A 15,675-nucleotide genomic window follows, 5' to 3' on the forward strand; every position below is an offset into this window, starting at 1 on the left:
CAACAACGGGCGTGGTGTCGTCGACGCGGAGCGGGCCCGGCACCCGGTTGCGCCGGGCCAGCACCGCACCGGGGGCGGTCACCGGCCGGCGACCGCTTCCGGTGCCGCCGTTGCGGCCGCCGCGCGGGCGACGGCGCGGACCAGGGCCGGTCCGCGGTAGATGAAACCGGTGTAGAGCTGCACCAGGTCGGCGCCCGCATCGAACATCCGCGCCGCGTCGTCCGGGTCCAGCACACCCCCGACGCCGACGATCGGCAGCCGGCCGCCGGTCTCGGAGTGGACGAAGGCGACCACGTCACGGGCCCGCCCGGTGAGCGGCCGACCCGAGAGGCCGCCGGCCTGCCCGCCACGCTCGACGTCGACGTCGGCCAGCCCGTCCCGGGACAGCGTGGTGTTGGTGGCGATCACCCCGGCGGCGCCCCGGGCCAGGCAGACCTCCAACAGCTCGGCGATCGCCGCCTCGGTCAGGTCTGGCGCGATCTTGACCAGCACCGGCTTCTCCCCCACCAACGCGCCGAGCAGCGCGTCCAGGTGGGCACGGTCCTGCAACGACCGCAGACCCGGGGTGTTCGGTGAGGACACGTTCACCGCGAAGTAGTCGCCGTGCCCGCGCAGCGCCCGGTACGAGGCGAGGTAGTCCTCGACCGCCTCGTCCAGCGCTGTCACCTTGGACTTGCCCAGCGAGATGCCCAGCGGCACCCCGAGCGGGCGCGGCAGCGCCGCCAAACGGACGGCCAACGCGGCGGCCCCGGCGTTGTTGAAGCCCATCCGGTTGACCACCGCCTCGCTGGCCGGCAGCCGGAACAGCCGCGGCCGGGGGTTGCCCGGTTGGGCGTGCGCGGTGACCGTGCCGACCTCCACGAAACCGAAGCCGAGCGCCGGCCAGGCCGGCAGCGCCGCGCCGTCCTTGTCCATGCCGGCGGCCAACCCGACCGGGTTGGGGAACCGCACCCCGAACACGGTGCGCGGCGCGTCGACCGCGTAGCGGGCCCGCAGCGCGGCGAGCGCGGCCGGCCGCCGCGACAGCGCCGCCAACCGCCGCAGCGTCCACTCGTGCGCAGCCTCGGCGTCGCCGCCGCCGATCCGGAACAACCCAGGTCGTACGACCTGCTCGAACAGTGTCACTGGGCGGCCCGCAGAGTGGCGTGCAGGTCCTGCAGGGGGCGGACCTGCATGTCGCCGCGGATCCGCGCCTCGATGCCCATCACCGCCGCGGCGGCTCCGGGAACCGTGGTGATGCACGGGATGTCCGCCGTGACGGCCGCGCTGCGGATCTCGTAGCCGTCGGAACGGGCGCTGGCGCCCGAGCCCTGCGGCGTGTTGATCACCAGCGCCACGTGACCGCCGCCGATCAGCGACACCGCGTCGTCGCCCGCACCGGCCTGGTAGTGCTTCCGGATCTGCTCACAGGCGATGCCGTGCCGGCGCAGCACCTCGGCCGTGCCGGCGGTGGCGACGATCTCGAAGCCCAGATCGGCCAGCCGCTTGATCGGGAAGATCATGCCGCGCTTGTCCCGGTTGGCCACCGAGACGAAGATCTTCCCAGCGGTCGGCAGCGACCCGTACGCGGCCGACTGGCTCTTGGCGAAGGCGTGCCCGAAGTTGGTGTCGATGCCCATCACCTCGCCGGTCGACTTCATCTCCGGCCCGAGCAGCGAGTCGATCCCCTTGCCCGCGCGGGTCCGGAAACGCTTGAACGGCAGCACCGCCTCCTTGACCGCGACCGGCGCGTCGGCCGGCATCGTGCCCCCGTCCCCCGTCGCCGGCAGCAGGCCCTCGGCGCGCAGGTCGGCGATGCTCGCACCGAGCGCGATCCGAGCCGCCGCCTTGGCCAGCGGCACCGCCGTGGCCTTGGAGACGAACGGGACGGTCCGCGACGCGCGCGGGTTGGCCTCCAGCACGTACAGCACGTCGTCCTTGAGGGCGTACTGCACGTTGAGCAGGCCACGGACCCCGACGCCACGCGCGATGGCCTCGGTGTAGCGGCGGACCTCGACCAGGTGCGAGCCCGCGAGGGTGATCGGCGGGAGCGCGCAGGACGAGTCGCCGGAGTGGATGCCCGCCTCCTCGATGTGCTCCATCACGCCGCCGATGTAGACCTCGCCGTCGGCGTCGCACAGCGCGTCCACGTCGATCTCGATGGCGTCGTCGAGGAACCTGTCCACCAGCACCGGGTGGTCCGGGGAGATGTCGGTGGCCCGGCCGATGTAGTCGCGCAGCGTCGGGTCGTCGTAGACGATCTCCATGCCCCGCCCGCCCAGCACGTACGACGGCCGGACCAGCACCGGGTAGCCGATCTCGTCGGCGATCGTCTTGGCCTCGTCGTACGAGGTGGCCATGCCGTGCGCCGGCGCGCGCAGGCCGGCGCGGGCCAGCACCGCGCCGAACGCGCCGCGCTCCTCGGCCAGGTGGATCGACTCCGGGGAGGTGCCCACGATCGGCACACCGGCGTTCTTGAGCCGCTGCGCCAGCCCCAGCGGGGTCTGCCCGCCGAGCTGGACGACCACCCCGACCACGCCCGGCCCGCCGGCCGCCCGGCCGGACGAGTCCTCGGCGTGCCAGACCTCCAGGACGTCCTCGAAGGTCAACGGCTCGAAGTAGAGCCGGTCGGCGGTGTCGTAGTCGGTGGAGACCGTCTCCGGGTTGCAGTTGACCATGACCGTCTCGTAACCGGCCGACCGCAGCGCCTGGACGGCGTGCACGCAGGAGTAGTCGAACTCGATGCCCTGCCCGATCCGGTTCGGGCCGGAGCCCAGGATCAGCACCTTCGGCCGGTCCGACGGCACGACCTCGGTCTCCAGGTCGTACGTCGAGTAGTGGTACGGCGTGGTCGCCTCGAACTCGGCCGCGCAGGTGTCCACGGTCTTGTAGACCGGGCGCACGTCCAGGCGGTGGCGCAGGGTCCGCACGCCGTCCTCGGCGGCCAGCTCCGGGCGCAGCGCGGCGAGCTGCCGGTCGGACAGACCGGCCCGCTTGGCACGACGCAGCAGGTCGGCGTCGAGCACCGGCGCGTCGACGATCTCGGCGCGCAGCTCGATCAGCGCGGCGATCTGGTCCAGGAACCACGGGTCGATCCCGCCGGACGCCTCGGCCACCTCGGCGATCGACGCCCCGAGCCGCAGCGCCCGCTCCACTGTGTACAGCCGGCCGTCGTGGGGGATCCGCAGCGCCGCGAGGGTGTCGGCCAGGGTGACGCCGGCAGGGTCCGGCACACTCCAGAAACCGGCCGACTTGGTCTCCATCGAGCGCATCGCCTTGTTCAGCGCCTCGGTGAAGTTGCGTCCAAGGCTCATCGCCTCGCCCACCGACTTCATCGTGGTGGTCAGCTCCGGGTCCGCGCCGGGGAACTTCTCGAACGCGAACCGGGGGATCTTCACCACCACGTAGTCCAGGGTCGGCTCGAACGCCGCCGGGGTCTTCAGGGTGATGTCGTTGGGGATCTCGTCGAGGGTGTAGCCGATGGCCAGCTTCGCGGCGATCTTCGCGATCGGGAAACCGGTCGCCTTGGAGGCCAGCGCCGAGGACCGCGACACCCGGGGGTTCATCTCGATGACGACGATCCGGCCGTCGACCGGGTTGACCGCGAACTGGATGTTGCAGCCGCCGGTGTCCACCCCGACCTCGCGCAGCACGGCGATGCCCAGGTCACGCAGGTGCTGGTACTCCCGGTCGGTGAGCGTCATGGCCGGCGCCACCGTGACGCTGTCGCCGGTGTGCACGCCCATCGGGTCGATGTTCTCGATCGAGCAGACCACCACCACGTTGTCGTGCCGGTCGCGCATCAGCTCGAGCTCGTACTCCTTCCAGCCGAGCACGCTCTCCTCGATGAGCACCTCGTGCACGGGGCTGGCGGACAGGCCGTCGCCGGCGATGCGGGCCAGGTCCTCCGGGGTGTGCGCCATGCCGGAACCCAGGCCACCCATGGTGAACGACGGCCGGATCACCACAGGCAGGCCCAGCTCGGCGACGGTCGCCTCGACCTCGTCCATCGAGTGGCAGACCCGCGAGCGGGGCACCAGGGCGGTCGGGTCGTCGATGCCCAGCCGTACGCCGGCCTTCGCGACGATCTCCTTGAACAGCTGCCGGTCCTCGCCCCGGTTGATGGCGTCGATGTTCGCGCCGATCAGCTCCACGCCGTACTTCTCCAGGACGCCGGCCTCGTGCAGGGCGACGGCCGTGTTCAGCGCGGTCTGCCCGCCGAGGGTCGCGAGGATCGCATCCGGGCGCTCCTTCGCGATGACCAGTTCGACGAACTCCGGGGTGATCGGCTCGACGTACGTGGCGTCGGCGAACTCCGGGTCCGTCATGATCGTCGCCGGGTTGGAGTTGACCAGGCTGACCCGGATCCCCTCGCTGCGCAGCACCCGGCACGCCTGGGTGCCCGAGTAGTCGAACTCGCAGGCCTGCCCGATGACGATCGGCCCGGAGCCGATCACGAGGATGTGCTGGAGATCGGTCCGCTTAGGCATTGCTGCGCCCCTTGCTGTGGGTCCGGCCCTCGATGAGTTCGGCGAAACGGTCGAAGAGGTAGTCCGCGTCGTGCGGACCGGCCGCCGCCTCCGGGTGGTACTGGACGGTGAACGCGGGCAGGTCCACGGCCCGCAGCCCCTCGACCACGTTGTCATTGAGGCAGACGTGCGACACCCGTACACCGCCGAAGTCGGTGTCGATCACCTGGTCGGGGACCACCGCGCCGCCCACCACGCCCGGCACCTGGACGGCGCCGAGCCGCTGTTCGCGGCCCGACACGTCGACCGCGAAGCCATGGTTGTGGCTGGTCACCTCGACCTTGCCGGTGACCCGGTCGAGCACCGGCTGGTTGATCCCCCGGTGGCCGTAGCCCAGCTTGTAGGTGCCGAAGCCGAGCGCCCGACCGAGGATCTGGCTGCCGAAGCAGATGCCGAACAGCGGCACCTCGCGCCGCAGCGCCTCCCGGGCCAGCTCCACCGCGGCGTCGGCGGTGGCCGGGTCGCCCGGACCGGGCGACAGGAAGATCGCGTCGGCGCCGGTGGCGAGCATCTGGTCGATGCTCGACGACGCCGGCAGCACGTGGGTGGTCACCCCCCGGGTGGCCAGCCGACGCGGCACGTTGCGCTTGATGCCCAGGTCCAGCGCGGCCACTGTGAACCGGTGCTCGCCCAGGGCCTCGACGACGTACGGCTCGGCGGTGCTCACCTCGGCGGACAGGTCCGCGCCGACCATCTGCGGCGCCTGACGGACCCGGGCCAGCAGGCTCTGCGGATCGTTGTCGATGCTGGAGATGCCCACCCGCATGGCGCCCCGCTCGCGCAGGTGCCGGGTCAGCGCCCGGGTGTCCACGCCACTGATGCCCACCACACCCTCGGTGGCGAGACGGTCCTCGAGACCACCGGTGGCCCGCCAGTTCGAGCCGATCCGGGCCGGGTCGCGCACGACGTAGCCGGCCACCCAGATCCGACCGGACTCGTCGTCCTCGCCGTTGACGCCGGTGTTGCCGATGTGCGGCGCGGTCTGCACCACCACCTGACGGTGGTACGACGGGTCGGTGAGGGTCTCCTGGTAACCGGTCATGCCGGTGTTGAAGACCGCCTCGCCGAAGGTCTCTCCGACGCTGCCGTACGCCTCGCCGGGGAACGTACGCCCGTCCTCCAGCACCAGGATTGCGGGTCTGCGCTTGACCATTACTTGACAGCCTTTCCGTCCAGGACCGTCGGCTCGCCACGCAGGAAGGTCGCCACGATGCGACCTGGCAGCGTCATGCGGGCGTACGGGGTGTTGCGACTGCGACTGGCCAGCTCCGCCGGATCGATGGTGCGGTGGGCGGCCGGGTCGATCAGGGTCAGGTTGGCCGGCACACCCGGCGCGGGGTCGACGCCGTGCCCGGTGAGGCCGGCGATCCGTGCGGGGGTGCGCGACATCCGCTCGGCGATCAGGTCCCACTCGGGGCCGAGCACGTCCAGCGCGATGGAGAGGGCCGTCTCCAGACCGAGCATCCCCGGTCGGGCGTACGCCCACTCGCACTCCTTGTCCTCCACCGCGTGCGGCGCGTGGTCGGTGGCGATCACGTCGACCACCCCGTCGGCGAGGGCGGCGCGCAGGGCGGCGATGTCCGCGGCGGTGCGCAGCGGCGGGTTCACCTTGTAGACCGGGTCGTAGCTTTCCGCCCGTTCGTCGGTGAGCAGCAGGTGGTGCGGGGTCACCTCGGCGGTCACGCGTACCCCGCGGGCCTTCGCCTGGCGCAGCACCTCGACGCTGCCGGCGGTGGAGACGTGGCAGACGTGCAGTCGGCTGCCCACGTGCTCGGCGAGCAGCACGTCCCGGGCGATGATCGCCTCCTCGGCGACCGCCGGCCAGCCGATCAGGCCGAGCCGGGTGGAGACCTCACCCTCGTGCATCTGGGCGCCCTCGGTGAGCCGGGGCTCCTCGGCGTGCTGGGCGATGATCCCGTCGAACGCCTTGACGTACTCCAGTGCTCGGCGCATCAACTTCGGGTCGGCGACGCAGTGCCCGTCGTCGGAGAAGATCCGCACCCGGGCCGCCGAGTCGGCCATCGCGCCCAGCTCGGCCAGTCGCTCGCCGGCCAGCCCGACGGTGACCGCGCCAATCGGCTGCACGTCGACCAGACCGGCCTCGCGGCCGAGCCGCCAGACCTGCTCGACCACGCCGGCGGTGTCCGCCACCGGGGAGGTGTTGGCCATCGCGCAGACCGCCGTGTAGCCGCCCAGCGCGGCCGCCCGGGAACCGGACTCGACGGTCTCGGCGTCCTCCCGGCCGGGCTCGCGCAGGTGGGTGTGCAGGTCGACGAGGCCGGGCAGGGCGACCAGGCCGGTGCCGTCGACGACTGTGGCGTCCGGCGCGGTCAGGCCGGGGCCGACCTCGGCGATCACGCCGTCGCGGATCAGCAGGTCGGTCGGCGCGGCGCCGACGACACTCACGCTGGTGATCAGGTACGCGGTCACCGGTTGTTCCCTCCGAGCAGCAGGTAAAGGACAGCCATCCGCACGGAGACCCCGTTGGTGACCTGTTCGACGATGGTGGAGCGGGGTGAGTCGGCGACCTCGGGGGTGATCTCCATCCCCCGGTTCATCGGGCCGGGGTGCATGACGATCGCGTGCTCGGGCAGCCGGCGCATCCGGGGCCCGTCCAGACCGTAGCGGCGGGCGTACTCGCGCGCGGAGGGGAAGTAGGAGTCGTTCATCCGCTCCCGCTGCACGCGCAGCATCATCACCACGTCCACGTTCGGCAGGACGGAGTCGAGGTCGTAGGAGACGTCGGTGCCGGGCGCGAGGGCGCCCGCGATGTCGACCGGGATGAGGGTCGGCGGGCCGACCAGGGTGACCTTGGCGCCGAGGGTGGAGAGCAGCAGCACGTTGGAGCGGGCCACCCGGGAGTGCAGCACGTCCCCGACCACCGCGACCGACAGACCGGCGAGCCGGCCCAGCCGGGCCCGCATGGTGTACGCGTCCAGCAGCGCCTGGGTGGGGTGCTCGTGGGTGCCGTCGCCGGCGTTGACGACCGACCCGTCCACCCAGTTGGCCAGGCGGTGCGGCGCGCCGGAGGCGGGGTGTCGGACGACGACGGCGTCCGCGCCCATGGCCTGCAGGGTCAACGCGGTGTCCTTCAGGCTCTCACCCTTGGTGACGCTGGACCCCTTCGCGGAAAAGTTGATCACGTCGGCGCTGAGCCGCTTCGCCGCCGCCTCGAAGGAGATCCGGGTACGGGTGGAGTCCTCGTAGAAGAGGTTCACCACGGTCCGTCCGCGCAGCGCGGGAAGTTTCTTGATCTCCCGGCCGGCGACGGTGGCCATCTCGGCGGCGGTGTCCAGGATCTCGGTGGCGGTGTCGGCGTCCAGGTCCCCGCCGGAGAGCAGATGCTTGATCATGAGGCAGTTCCCCCGTACAGCTTGACCTCGTCCGTCCCGTCGATCTCGGCGAGCGTCACCTTGACGCTCTCGGCGAGCGAGGTCGGGATGTTCTTGCCGACGTAGTCGGCGCGGATCGGCAACTCCCGGTGGCCCCGGTCGACCAGGACGGCGAGCTGGACCGAGGCCGGGCGGCCCACGTCGTTGAGCGCGTCGAGCGCGGCCCGGACGGTGCGGCCGGAGAAGAGCACGTCGTCGACCAGGATGACCCGTTTGCCGTCGATCCCGCCGGGGGGCAGCTCGGTCGGACCCACCGCGCGGGTGGCGTGCCGACGGAGGTCGTCGCGGTACAGGGTGATGTCGAGCACACCGACTCCGACGGCGACGTCCTCGAAGGTGCTGATCCGGTCGGCGAGGCGCCGGGCGAGGGGGGTGCCCCGGGTGGGAATCCCCAGCAGCACCGTGTTGGCGGCGCCCTGGGTCTTCTCCAGGATCTGGTGGGCGATGCGGTCGACCACGCGTTGCACGTCGGCGCTGGCGAGGATCACCTTCACCGAGGGTTGTTGCGGTGGTGACGAGCGGGCAGCCGGTGGGTACGCCACGGCGGACCTCCTTCCCCGCCTCACGGGACGGGTCGTTAAAGGATGTCGGGCACCTCCGGCCGGACCGCACAGCGGACCTGGACCGGGGCTTCCGCCACGTTACCAGTGGTCACCGGGGTGATGGCCGGCGGCCACTGACCACCGGGTCAGGTACCGGAAAAGGGGAAAACTCCCCGGACGCTCCGCAACGGTAGGGGCACGACCACTTGACCACGTGTCGCATTCCCCGTACCGTCACGCTCCGTAGCGATCGACGGGAGAACCCCGAGCAGCACTGGGAGTGTCCGAATGCCCTCTGAATACGCCAAGTCTCTGGGCGCCCGCCTGCGCTCCATCCGCCAGCAGCAGGGTCTCTCCCTGCAGGGTGTGGAGGAGAAGTCGAACGGGCGGTGGAAGGCCGTGGTGGTCGGCTCTTACGAGCGTGGCGACCGGGCCGTGACGGTGTCCCGCCTGGCCGAGTTGGCCGAGTTCTACCGCGTACCCGTCTCGGAGCTGCTGCCTGACGGCAGTGGCGTCCGTCACGAGCCCACCAGCAAGATCGTCCTGGACCTGGAGCGGCTCTACGACGAGGCCTCCGAGGACCTGGCCTACGTCGCCCGCTACGCCCGCGCCATCCAGCAGCAGCGCGGCGACTACAACGGCCGGGTGCTCTCCATCCGCGCCGACGACCTGCGGGCGCTCGCGATCGTCTACGACGCCTCACCGTCGGGCCTGATCGAGCGGCTCACCGAGCACGGCGTGCTGGTGGCCGACCCCCGGGCGTTCTTCGCCTCCTGATCTGCCGCTTCACCTGATCTGCCGCTTCACCGAAAGGGCCCGTGCCAGCTGGCACGGGCCCTTTCGGATTAGCTGTGTCCGGTGCGGACGCTCAGCGGGTGGCGTACTCGGCGATCCGGCCGAGCACCCCGTTGAGGAAGCGCGGCGAATCGTCCGTCGACATCTGCCGAGCCAGCTCGACGGCCTCGCTGATCGCCACCGCGTCGTCGATCTCGTCGACGTAGAGCAACTCGTAGACGGCGATCCGGGCCAGATTACGGTCGACGACCGGCATCCGCTCCAGCGTCCAACCCTCGGCGTAGCTGGCAATCAGCTCGTCGATCCGGTTGAGGTGCTCGGCAACCCCCTCGACCAGACCCACCGCGTAGCCGAGGTGCTCCGGCCGGGGCTGCTCGATCCGCTGCACGTAGCCGGCGAGCACCTCCACCGGAGGCTTGTCCCGCAGGTCGGCCTCGTAAAGGACATCCAGCGCCCGCTTGCGCGCCTTGCGGCGCGCCGGCATCTGCTGCTTGGAACCCTCAGCCATCAGGCGCGGCCGAGGTAACGGCCGTCGCGGGTGTCGACCTTGATCTTCTCGCCGGTGGTGATGAACAGCGGAACCGGCACGGTGGCGCCAGTCTCCACGGTCGCCGGCTTGGTGCCGCCGGTCGAACGGTCGCCCTGCAGGCCCGGCTCGGTGTAGGTGACCTCCAGCACGACGCTGGTGGGCAGCTCGATGTAGAGCGGCACACCCTCGTGCTGGGCGATGGTCGCCTCCGCCTCGGGCAGCAGGTAGTTGGCTGCCTCACCGACGGTGCCACCGGGCACGGTGATCTGGTCGAAGGTCTCCAGATCCATGAAGACGAAGTCCTCACCGTCGGCGTACAGGTACTGCATCGTGCGCTTGTCAACGGTCGCGGTTTCGACCTTGGTGCCCGCGTTGAAGGTCTTGTCGACCACCTTCCCGGACAGCACGTTCTTCAGCGTGGTGCGCACGAAGGCACCACCCTTACCGGGCTTGACGTGCTGGAACTCGACGACGGCCCAGAGCTCGCCGTCAAGGTTGAGTACCAGGCCGTTTTTGAGGTCGTTGGTGGAGGCCATTTCCTGCCTTGATCATCAATTGGCGGACAGACCTGGCAAGTCTACAAGCTGCGTCGAATCGGACGGCCCCCCGTTCGGAGCACCCAGTCGGTGGGCCCTCAGCGGGTGGCCAGATGGTGCAGAGCGAGACGATATCCGTCGATACCGAGACCGCAGATCACCCCGGTCGCCACCGCCGAGATCACCGAGTGGTGCCGGAACTCCTCACGGGTGTGGATGTTGGAGATGTGCACCTCCACCAGCGGCCCGCGCAGCATGGCGCAGGCGTCCCGCACCGCGTACGAGTAGTGCGACCAGGCGGCCGGGTTGAGCACCACCGCGGCTCCCTCGTCGGCCGCGGTGTGCAGCCAGCCGAGCAGCTCGTGCTCCGCGTCGGTCTGCCGGACCGTCACCGCCAGCCCCAGCTCCCGACCCGTGCTCTCGCAGAGCGCCACCAGGTCCGCATAGCTGGTCGCGCCGTACACGTCGGGCTCGCGGGTGCCCAGCCGACCCAGGTTCGGCCCGTTCAGAACGTAGACCTTCAAGGGGTTGCCACCTCCCGGTAGGCAGCCTCCAGCAACGCGTCGTCGGGGCCCTCCAACATCGCCGGGCGGGCCAGCCCGTCGAGCACCACGAAGCGCAGCCGAGCGCCCCGGGCCTTCTTGTCCACCCGCATCGTGGGTAGCAGCTTCGGCCAGGCATCGGCCGGGTAGCTCACCGGCAGGCCCAGCGCGCTCAGCGTGACCCGGTGTCGGTCGGCGGTCGGCGCGTCCAACCGCCCGGCGAGCCGCGCCAGCGTGGCCGCGTACACCAGACCGACAGCGACGGCGTGGCCGTGCCGCCAGCGGTAACCCTCGTTCTGCTCGATGGCGTGGGCCAGGGTGTGACCGTAGTTGAGCACCTCCCGCAGGCCCGATTCGCGCAGGTCGCCGGCGACCACGTCGGCCTTGACCCGGATGGCCCGCTCGATCAGCTCCCGGCTCACCGGACCACGGGGGTCGGTGGCGGCCTCCGGGTCGTTCTCGATGAGATCCAGGATCGTCGGGTCGGCGATGAAACCGCACTTGACGACCTCGGCCAACCCGGCCGCCAGGTCGACAGCGGGCAGGCTGTCCAGAGTGGCCAGGTCCGCCAACACCCCGACCGGCGGGTGGAACGCGCCCACCAGGTTCTTGCCGGCGGCCGTGTTGATGCCCGTCTTGCCGCCCACCGCGGCATCCACCATGCCCAGCAGCGAGGTCGCCACCGGCACCCAGCGCACACCCCGCAACCAGCAGGCCGCGACGAAGCCGGCCAGGTCGGTCACCGCGCCGCCGCCCACCCCGACCACCGCGTCGGTACGGGTGAAGCCCGCCGCTCCGAGCCGGTCCCAACAGGCGGCGGCCACCTCGACGTGCTTCCCCGACTCGGCGTCGGGCACCTCGATCGGCAGTGGCTCGACGCCGGCGGTGCGCAGGCGTTCGCCGAGCGCGTCCGCGAGGGCCTTGAGCGGACGCGCGTGCAACACCGCCACCCGGGTCGCGCCGGGCAGCAGGCCAGGCAGCGCACCCAGCAGGTCACGTCCCACCAAGACGTCGTACGGCCGCTCGCCGCCGACCGGAATTCGGGTCACCTCGTCCATCGCCGGCAGCCTAGTCCAGCGGGCGGCGCGGGGAGGGCGGCTGTCCACCTGCTGGCCGAGCGGCCCAGTCCGCCAACCGGCGGGCGTGCTCGGCCACCGCGGCGCGCAGCGCGTCCGGATGCCGCACGGTGAACGGACAGCCCAGCCCGGCGAGCAGCGCCGCCATCCCGGGCAGGCTCTCCGCTCGGGCCCGCAGCAGCACCCCGTCGGTGGTGGCGGTCAGCTCGGCCACGCTGGGCGGGATGCGGCGGCGGGCGGCGACCAGGTCGGTCTCCAGCACGACCTCCACCTCGTGCCGGTACGGCACGCCGGCCAGCGACCGGGTCACCCAGGCCACCGCCTCGAAGCCGTCGGGCACCGTGAACGTCGCCGCGCCGGGCGTCACCGCGCCGATCCGGTCCAGGCGGAAGGTCCGAATCTCCCCGCGTCGGTGGTCGTGGCCGGTGACATACCAACGGCCGGCGTGGAAGACGAGCCCGTACGGGTCGAGTTCGCGCTGCGACCGCTCGCCCCGCCAGGAGCGGTAGTCCAGCGCCACCCGCTGCCGGTGCCGGGCGGCCGAGGCCAGCGCGAGCAGGGTGCCGGACGCCGGCCCGCGCTCCGCCTCCGGGCGGCGCAGGGTGAAGCCCAGGTGCTCCTGGACAGCGGCGAGCCGGTCGGCGAGCGCAGCCGGCAGCACCCGGCGGATCTTCGCCAGCGCGGTGGCGGTGGCGGGCTGCTCGGTGGCGAGCCCGACCCGTTCGGCGACGACGAGGCCGAGCAGCACGGCCACCGCCTCGTCGTCGGTGAGCATCAGCGGCGGCAGCTTGTACCCGGGGTGCAGCCGGTAGCCGCCGTGGCGGCCCCGGTCGGCGGTGACGGGTATGCCCAGCTCGACGAGCGTGGTCGCGTACCGGCGCACCGTCCGCTCGTCCACCCCGAGGTGGCCGGCGAGTTCGGCGGCCGTCGACCGGTGCCGGGTCTGCAGCAGTTCGAGCAGGGCCAGCACCCGCGCTGCGGGATGTGACACGGGCCACTCCTTCAAACCGGGCGGATCCTGTCCGGAATAGATCGTACGGTCTGTCGGTAACCGAGAGAAGGAGCCACAGATGGCGACATTCGTGCTGGTGCCGGGATTCTGGTTGGGTGCCTGGGCGTGGCGGGACGTGACCGCCGCGCTGCGGTCGCAGGGGCACGAGGTCTATCCGATGACGCTGACCGGGGTGGCCGAACGCGACCACCTCGCCGGGCCGGAGGTCGGCCTGGACACGCACACCACCGACATCGTCCGACTGATCGAAGTCGAGGACCTGCGCGACGTACTGCTGGTCGGGCACTCCGGCGGTGGGATGCCGGTCGCCCAGGCGGTGGACCGCATCCCGGGCCGGATCGCCCGGGTCGTCTACGTGGAGAGTGGGCCGCTGCCGGACGGCACGGCACAGTTCGACACGGTGCCGCCGGACGAGCAGCAGCGGCTACGCGAAGCGATCGGCACCGGGCACCTGCTGCCGCCGCCGGCCTGGGACCCGGCCGCCGACCCGACGAACCTGGCCGGCCTGGACGAGCCGACGCTCGCGCTGCTGCGTACCCGGGCCACCCCGCAGCCGCTGCGGGCCGCCACCGACCCGGTCCGACGCACCGGCGGGCACCCGGTTCCGACCGCGCTGGTCGCCAGCACCTTCCCGCTCAGTGTGGTGCGGCAGATGATCCAACAGGAGCATCCGTTCTTCACCGGCCTGGCCGACGGCCAACTGCACGAGTTGCCCACCGGGCACTGGCCGATGCTCAGCGAGCCGAAGGCCCTGTCCGACGTCCTGGACCTGATAGCCCAAGCCTGACCCCGCCGTCAGCGCCCCCGCCCCGCCCCTCCTGCGCCGATCTTGCACTTTCGGTTGCCGAAATGCGCTGAATGCCCTTCAAGTCAGAGCAGGAAGTGCAAGATCGGCGCAACAGGGGGGCGCGGGGGCGCGGGGCCTGACGTCAGCGCGGGAGCAGGGCGGCGACGTCCGCGACGACCTGCGCCGGGGCTCGGCCGTCGGTGACCACTGTCTCGGTGGCGACCTCGGCGTAGAGCGGCCGGCGCTGGTCCAGCAAATGCTTGAGGGTGGCCCGGGGGTTGATCGCCAGCAGCGGCCGGCCGGCGCCGAGCCCGACCCGCTTGACCGCGTCGGGCAACTCGACCGAGAGGTGCACCACCCGGTGCCCGATCAGGGCCGCCCGGGTCTCCTCGGCCAGCACCGCGCCGCCGCCGAGGGCGAGCACGCCGGTGCCGCCGGCCAGCGCCGCGGCCACGGCGGCCCGTTCCAAGGTACGGAAGTGCGCCTCACCCTCGTCGATGAAGATCTCCGGGATCGGCTTCCCGGCCATCTGCTCGATGTCGGTGTCGGTGTCGCGGAACTCCACGCCAAGGGTGGCGGCGAGCGCCCGGCCGACAGTGGTCTTGCCGCAGCCGGGGGCTCCGACCAGCACGACGACCGGTGCCATCAGCGGATGACCAGCGCGTCGAGGTACCCGGCCAGGTTGCGGCGGATCTCGGCTATCGAGTCTCCGCCGAACTTCTCGGTGGCCGCCTCGGCCAGCACCAGCGCCACCATCGCCTCGGCGACCACCGCCGCGGCGGGCACCGCGCAGACGTCGGAGCGCTGGTTGATCGCGGTGGCCGGCTCGCCGGTGGCGACGTCCACGGTGGAGAGGGCACGGTTCAGCGAGGAGATCGGCTTCATCGCGGCGCGGACCCGCAGCGGCTCGCCGGTGGTGATGCCACCCTCCAGCCCGCCGGCCCGGTCGGTGACCCGGCGGACGCCGGTGGCCGACGGGATGATCTCGTCGTGCGCCTCCGAGCCACGGGACCGGGCCTGCTGCCAGCCGTCGCCGATCTCCACACCCTTGATCGCCTGAATGGACATCAGCGCGGTGGCCAGCCGGGCGTCGAGCTTGCGGTCCCACTGCACGTGGCTGCCCAGCCCCGGCGGCACCCCGTACGCCAGCACCTCGACCACGCCGCCGAGGGTGTCGGCGGCCTTCTTCGCGGCATCGACCTCGGCGACCATCAGGGCGCTGGCCTCCGGGTCGAGGCAGCGCAGCGGGTCGGCGTCGATCCGCGCGGCGTCGGACGGCGTGGGACGCAGCCCGGGCTTCGCGGCCACCGGCCCCAGCTCGACGACGTGCGAGACGATCTCGATGCCGAGCGCCTGCCGGATCAGCGCCTTGGCCACCGTGCCGACAGCCACCCGGGCGGCGGTCTCCCGTGCGCTGGCGCGCTCCAGGATCGGCCGGGCATCGGTGTGGCCGTACTTCTGCATGCCGGCCAGGTCGGCGTGGCCCGGCCGGGGGCGGGTCAGCGGGGCGTTGCGGGCCTGCCGGGCCAGCTCGTCGGGGTCGACCGGGTCGGCGGCCATCACTGTCTGCCACTTCGGCCACTCGGAGTTGCCGACCCGGATCGCCACCGGGCTGCCCAGGGTCACGCCGTGCCGCAGGCCGCCGAGCAGCTCGACCTCGTCCCGCTCGAACGACATCCGGGCACCCCGCCCGTAGCCCAGCCGTCGACGGGCCAGCTCGTCGGCGATCTCGGTGGTGGTCACCTCGATGCCGGCCGGCACCCCCTCCAACATCGCGACGAGGGCGGGACCGTGCGATTCACCTGCAGTCAGCCAGCGCAACACAGCGGTCAGTCTGTCACGGCGGGCCACCGACGCGGCGCGCTCCCCGGGGCGTCCCGCCCAGCGGACGCCGCCGCCCGCTGAACAGGACATCCTGTGCTCTGCACCCGCCGCCGCGACAACCCGCGACGCAAC

At 71.9% G+C, this 15,675-nt stretch carries 15 protein-coding genes; 2 read left to right on the forward strand and 13 right to left on the reverse strand.

Annotated features, from left to right (window positions below):
- Positions 1-78: 78 nt before the first annotated feature.
- The 6 genes from ABZU43_RS26615 to pyrR are packed head-to-tail and all read right to left on the reverse strand — an operon-like array spanning position 79 to position 8,442.
- Positions 79-1,125, reverse strand: coding sequence for a quinone-dependent dihydroorotate dehydrogenase (locus ABZU43_RS26615; protein ID WP_355009195.1), 1,047 nt, complete (start codon positions 1,123-1,125; stop codon positions 79-81).
- On the reverse strand, positions 1,122-4,469 hold the full coding sequence (gene carB, locus ABZU43_RS26620) for a carbamoyl-phosphate synthase large subunit (RefSeq protein ID WP_355009196.1): 3,348 nt from the start codon (positions 4,467-4,469) through the stop codon (positions 1,122-1,124). Before carB ends, ABZU43_RS26615 begins: the two co-directional genes overlap by 4 nt.
- Complete coding sequence (carA, locus tag ABZU43_RS26625) at positions 4,462-5,661, reverse strand: glutamine-hydrolyzing carbamoyl-phosphate synthase small subunit (RefSeq protein WP_355009197.1); 1,200 nt, start codon at positions 5,659-5,661, stop codon at positions 4,462-4,464. Before carA ends, carB begins: the two co-directional genes overlap by 8 nt.
- Positions 5,661-6,938, reverse strand: coding sequence for a dihydroorotase (locus tag ABZU43_RS26630; RefSeq protein ID WP_355009198.1), 1,278 nt, complete (start codon positions 6,936-6,938; stop codon positions 5,661-5,663). Before ABZU43_RS26630 ends, carA begins: the two co-directional genes overlap by 1 nt.
- Positions 6,935-7,861 (reverse strand): aspartate carbamoyltransferase catalytic subunit, encoded by a 927-nt coding sequence (locus ABZU43_RS26635; protein ID WP_030335650.1) that lies wholly within the window; start codon positions 7,859-7,861, stop codon positions 6,935-6,937. Before ABZU43_RS26635 ends, ABZU43_RS26630 begins: the two co-directional genes overlap by 4 nt.
- Positions 7,858-8,442: a bifunctional pyr operon transcriptional regulator/uracil phosphoribosyltransferase PyrR gene (gene pyrR / locus ABZU43_RS26640; protein WP_355009199.1), complete on the reverse strand. Its 585-nt coding sequence runs from the start codon at positions 8,440-8,442 to the stop codon at positions 7,858-7,860. The genes ABZU43_RS26635 and pyrR overlap by 4 nt, the downstream gene beginning before the upstream one ends.
- A gap of 288 nt (positions 8,443-8,730) precedes the next feature.
- Here pyrR and ABZU43_RS26645 point away from each other — a divergent pair, with 288 nt between their 5' ends.
- Entirely contained in the window at positions 8,731-9,219 is a 489-nt protein-coding gene (locus ABZU43_RS26645; RefSeq protein WP_007458348.1) for a transcriptional regulator, read from the forward strand.
- Positions 9,220-9,310: 91 nt separating this feature from the next.
- Here the strand turns inward: ABZU43_RS26645 and nusB are convergent, their stop codons facing one another.
- From nusB to ABZU43_RS26670, 5 genes are all read right to left on the reverse strand, one after another.
- Complete coding sequence (gene nusB, locus ABZU43_RS26650; RefSeq protein WP_184188983.1) at positions 9,311-9,721, reverse strand: transcription antitermination factor NusB; 411 nt, start codon at positions 9,719-9,721, stop codon at positions 9,311-9,313.
- Between the two features lie 23 nt (positions 9,722-9,744).
- Positions 9,745-10,302: an elongation factor P gene (efp, locus tag ABZU43_RS26655; RefSeq protein WP_355009200.1), complete on the reverse strand. Its 558-nt coding sequence runs from the start codon at positions 10,300-10,302 to the stop codon at positions 9,745-9,747.
- 98 nt (positions 10,303-10,400) lie between these two features.
- Positions 10,401-10,826, reverse strand: coding sequence for a type II 3-dehydroquinate dehydratase (gene aroQ / locus ABZU43_RS26660; protein WP_355009201.1), 426 nt, complete (start codon positions 10,824-10,826; stop codon positions 10,401-10,403).
- Complete coding sequence (gene aroB, locus ABZU43_RS26665; RefSeq protein ID WP_355009202.1) at positions 10,823-11,902, reverse strand: 3-dehydroquinate synthase; 1,080 nt, start codon at positions 11,900-11,902, stop codon at positions 10,823-10,825. Before aroB ends, aroQ begins: the two co-directional genes overlap by 4 nt.
- Positions 11,903-11,912: 10 nt before the next feature.
- On the reverse strand, positions 11,913-12,911 hold the full coding sequence (locus ABZU43_RS26670; RefSeq protein ID WP_355009203.1) for a YafY family protein: 999 nt from the start codon (positions 12,909-12,911) through the stop codon (positions 11,913-11,915).
- A 79-nt stretch (positions 12,912-12,990) separates the two neighbouring features.
- Here ABZU43_RS26670 and ABZU43_RS26675 point away from each other — a divergent pair, with 79 nt between their 5' ends.
- Positions 12,991-13,719: an alpha/beta hydrolase gene (locus ABZU43_RS26675; RefSeq protein WP_355009204.1), complete on the forward strand. Its 729-nt coding sequence runs from the start codon at positions 12,991-12,993 to the stop codon at positions 13,717-13,719.
- A 142-nt stretch (positions 13,720-13,861) separates the two neighbouring features.
- On the opposite strand, the gene ABZU43_RS26680 is transcribed toward ABZU43_RS26675, so the two are convergent.
- Both ABZU43_RS26680 and aroC read right to left on the reverse strand, forming a co-directional pair.
- The gene (locus ABZU43_RS26680; RefSeq protein ID WP_355009205.1) at positions 13,862-14,365 is read right to left on the reverse strand and encodes a shikimate kinase; all 504 of its coding nucleotides are present in this window, start codon (positions 14,363-14,365) and stop codon (positions 13,862-13,864) included.
- Positions 14,365-15,543: a chorismate synthase gene (gene aroC, locus ABZU43_RS26685; RefSeq protein ID WP_355009239.1), complete on the reverse strand. Its 1,179-nt coding sequence runs from the start codon at positions 15,541-15,543 to the stop codon at positions 14,365-14,367. The genes ABZU43_RS26680 and aroC overlap by 1 nt, the downstream gene beginning before the upstream one ends.
- Positions 15,544-15,675 lie beyond the last annotated feature (132 nt).

This window comes from Micromonospora sp. NPDC005205 (assembly GCF_040608275.1).
In the GTDB taxonomy this organism is placed as follows: Bacteria; Actinomycetota; Actinomycetes; order Mycobacteriales; family Micromonosporaceae; genus Micromonospora.

Excerpts from the sequence above, each read along its gene's own strand:
- carB (WP_355009196.1), bottom strand. The coding sequence starts at position 4,469 with ATGCCTAAGCGGACCGATCTCCAGCACATCCTCGTGATCGGCTCCGGG.
- carA (WP_355009197.1), bottom strand. The coding sequence starts at position 5,661 with ATGGTCAAGCGCAGACCCGCAATCCTGGTGCTGGAGGACGGGCGTACG.
- ABZU43_RS26635 (WP_030335650.1), bottom strand. The coding sequence starts at position 7,861 with ATGATCAAGCATCTGCTCTCCGGCGGGGACCTGGACGCCGACACCGCC.
- ABZU43_RS26645 (WP_007458348.1), top strand. The coding sequence starts at position 8,731 with ATGCCCTCTGAATACGCCAAGTCTCTGGGCGCCCGCCTGCGCTCCATC.
- nusB (WP_184188983.1), bottom strand. The coding sequence starts at position 9,721 with ATGCCGGCGCGCCGCAAGGCGCGCAAGCGGGCGCTGGATGTCCTTTAC.
- efp (WP_355009200.1), bottom strand. The coding sequence starts at position 10,302 with ATGGCCTCCACCAACGACCTCAAAAACGGCCTGGTACTCAACCTTGAC.
- aroB (WP_355009202.1), bottom strand. The coding sequence starts at position 11,902 with ATGGACGAGGTGACCCGAATTCCGGTCGGCGGCGAGCGGCCGTACGAC.
- ABZU43_RS26675 (WP_355009204.1), top strand. The coding sequence starts at position 12,991 with ATGGCGACATTCGTGCTGGTGCCGGGATTCTGGTTGGGTGCCTGGGCG.
- ABZU43_RS26680 (WP_355009205.1), bottom strand. The coding sequence starts at position 14,365 with ATGGCACCGGTCGTCGTGCTGGTCGGAGCCCCCGGCTGCGGCAAGACC.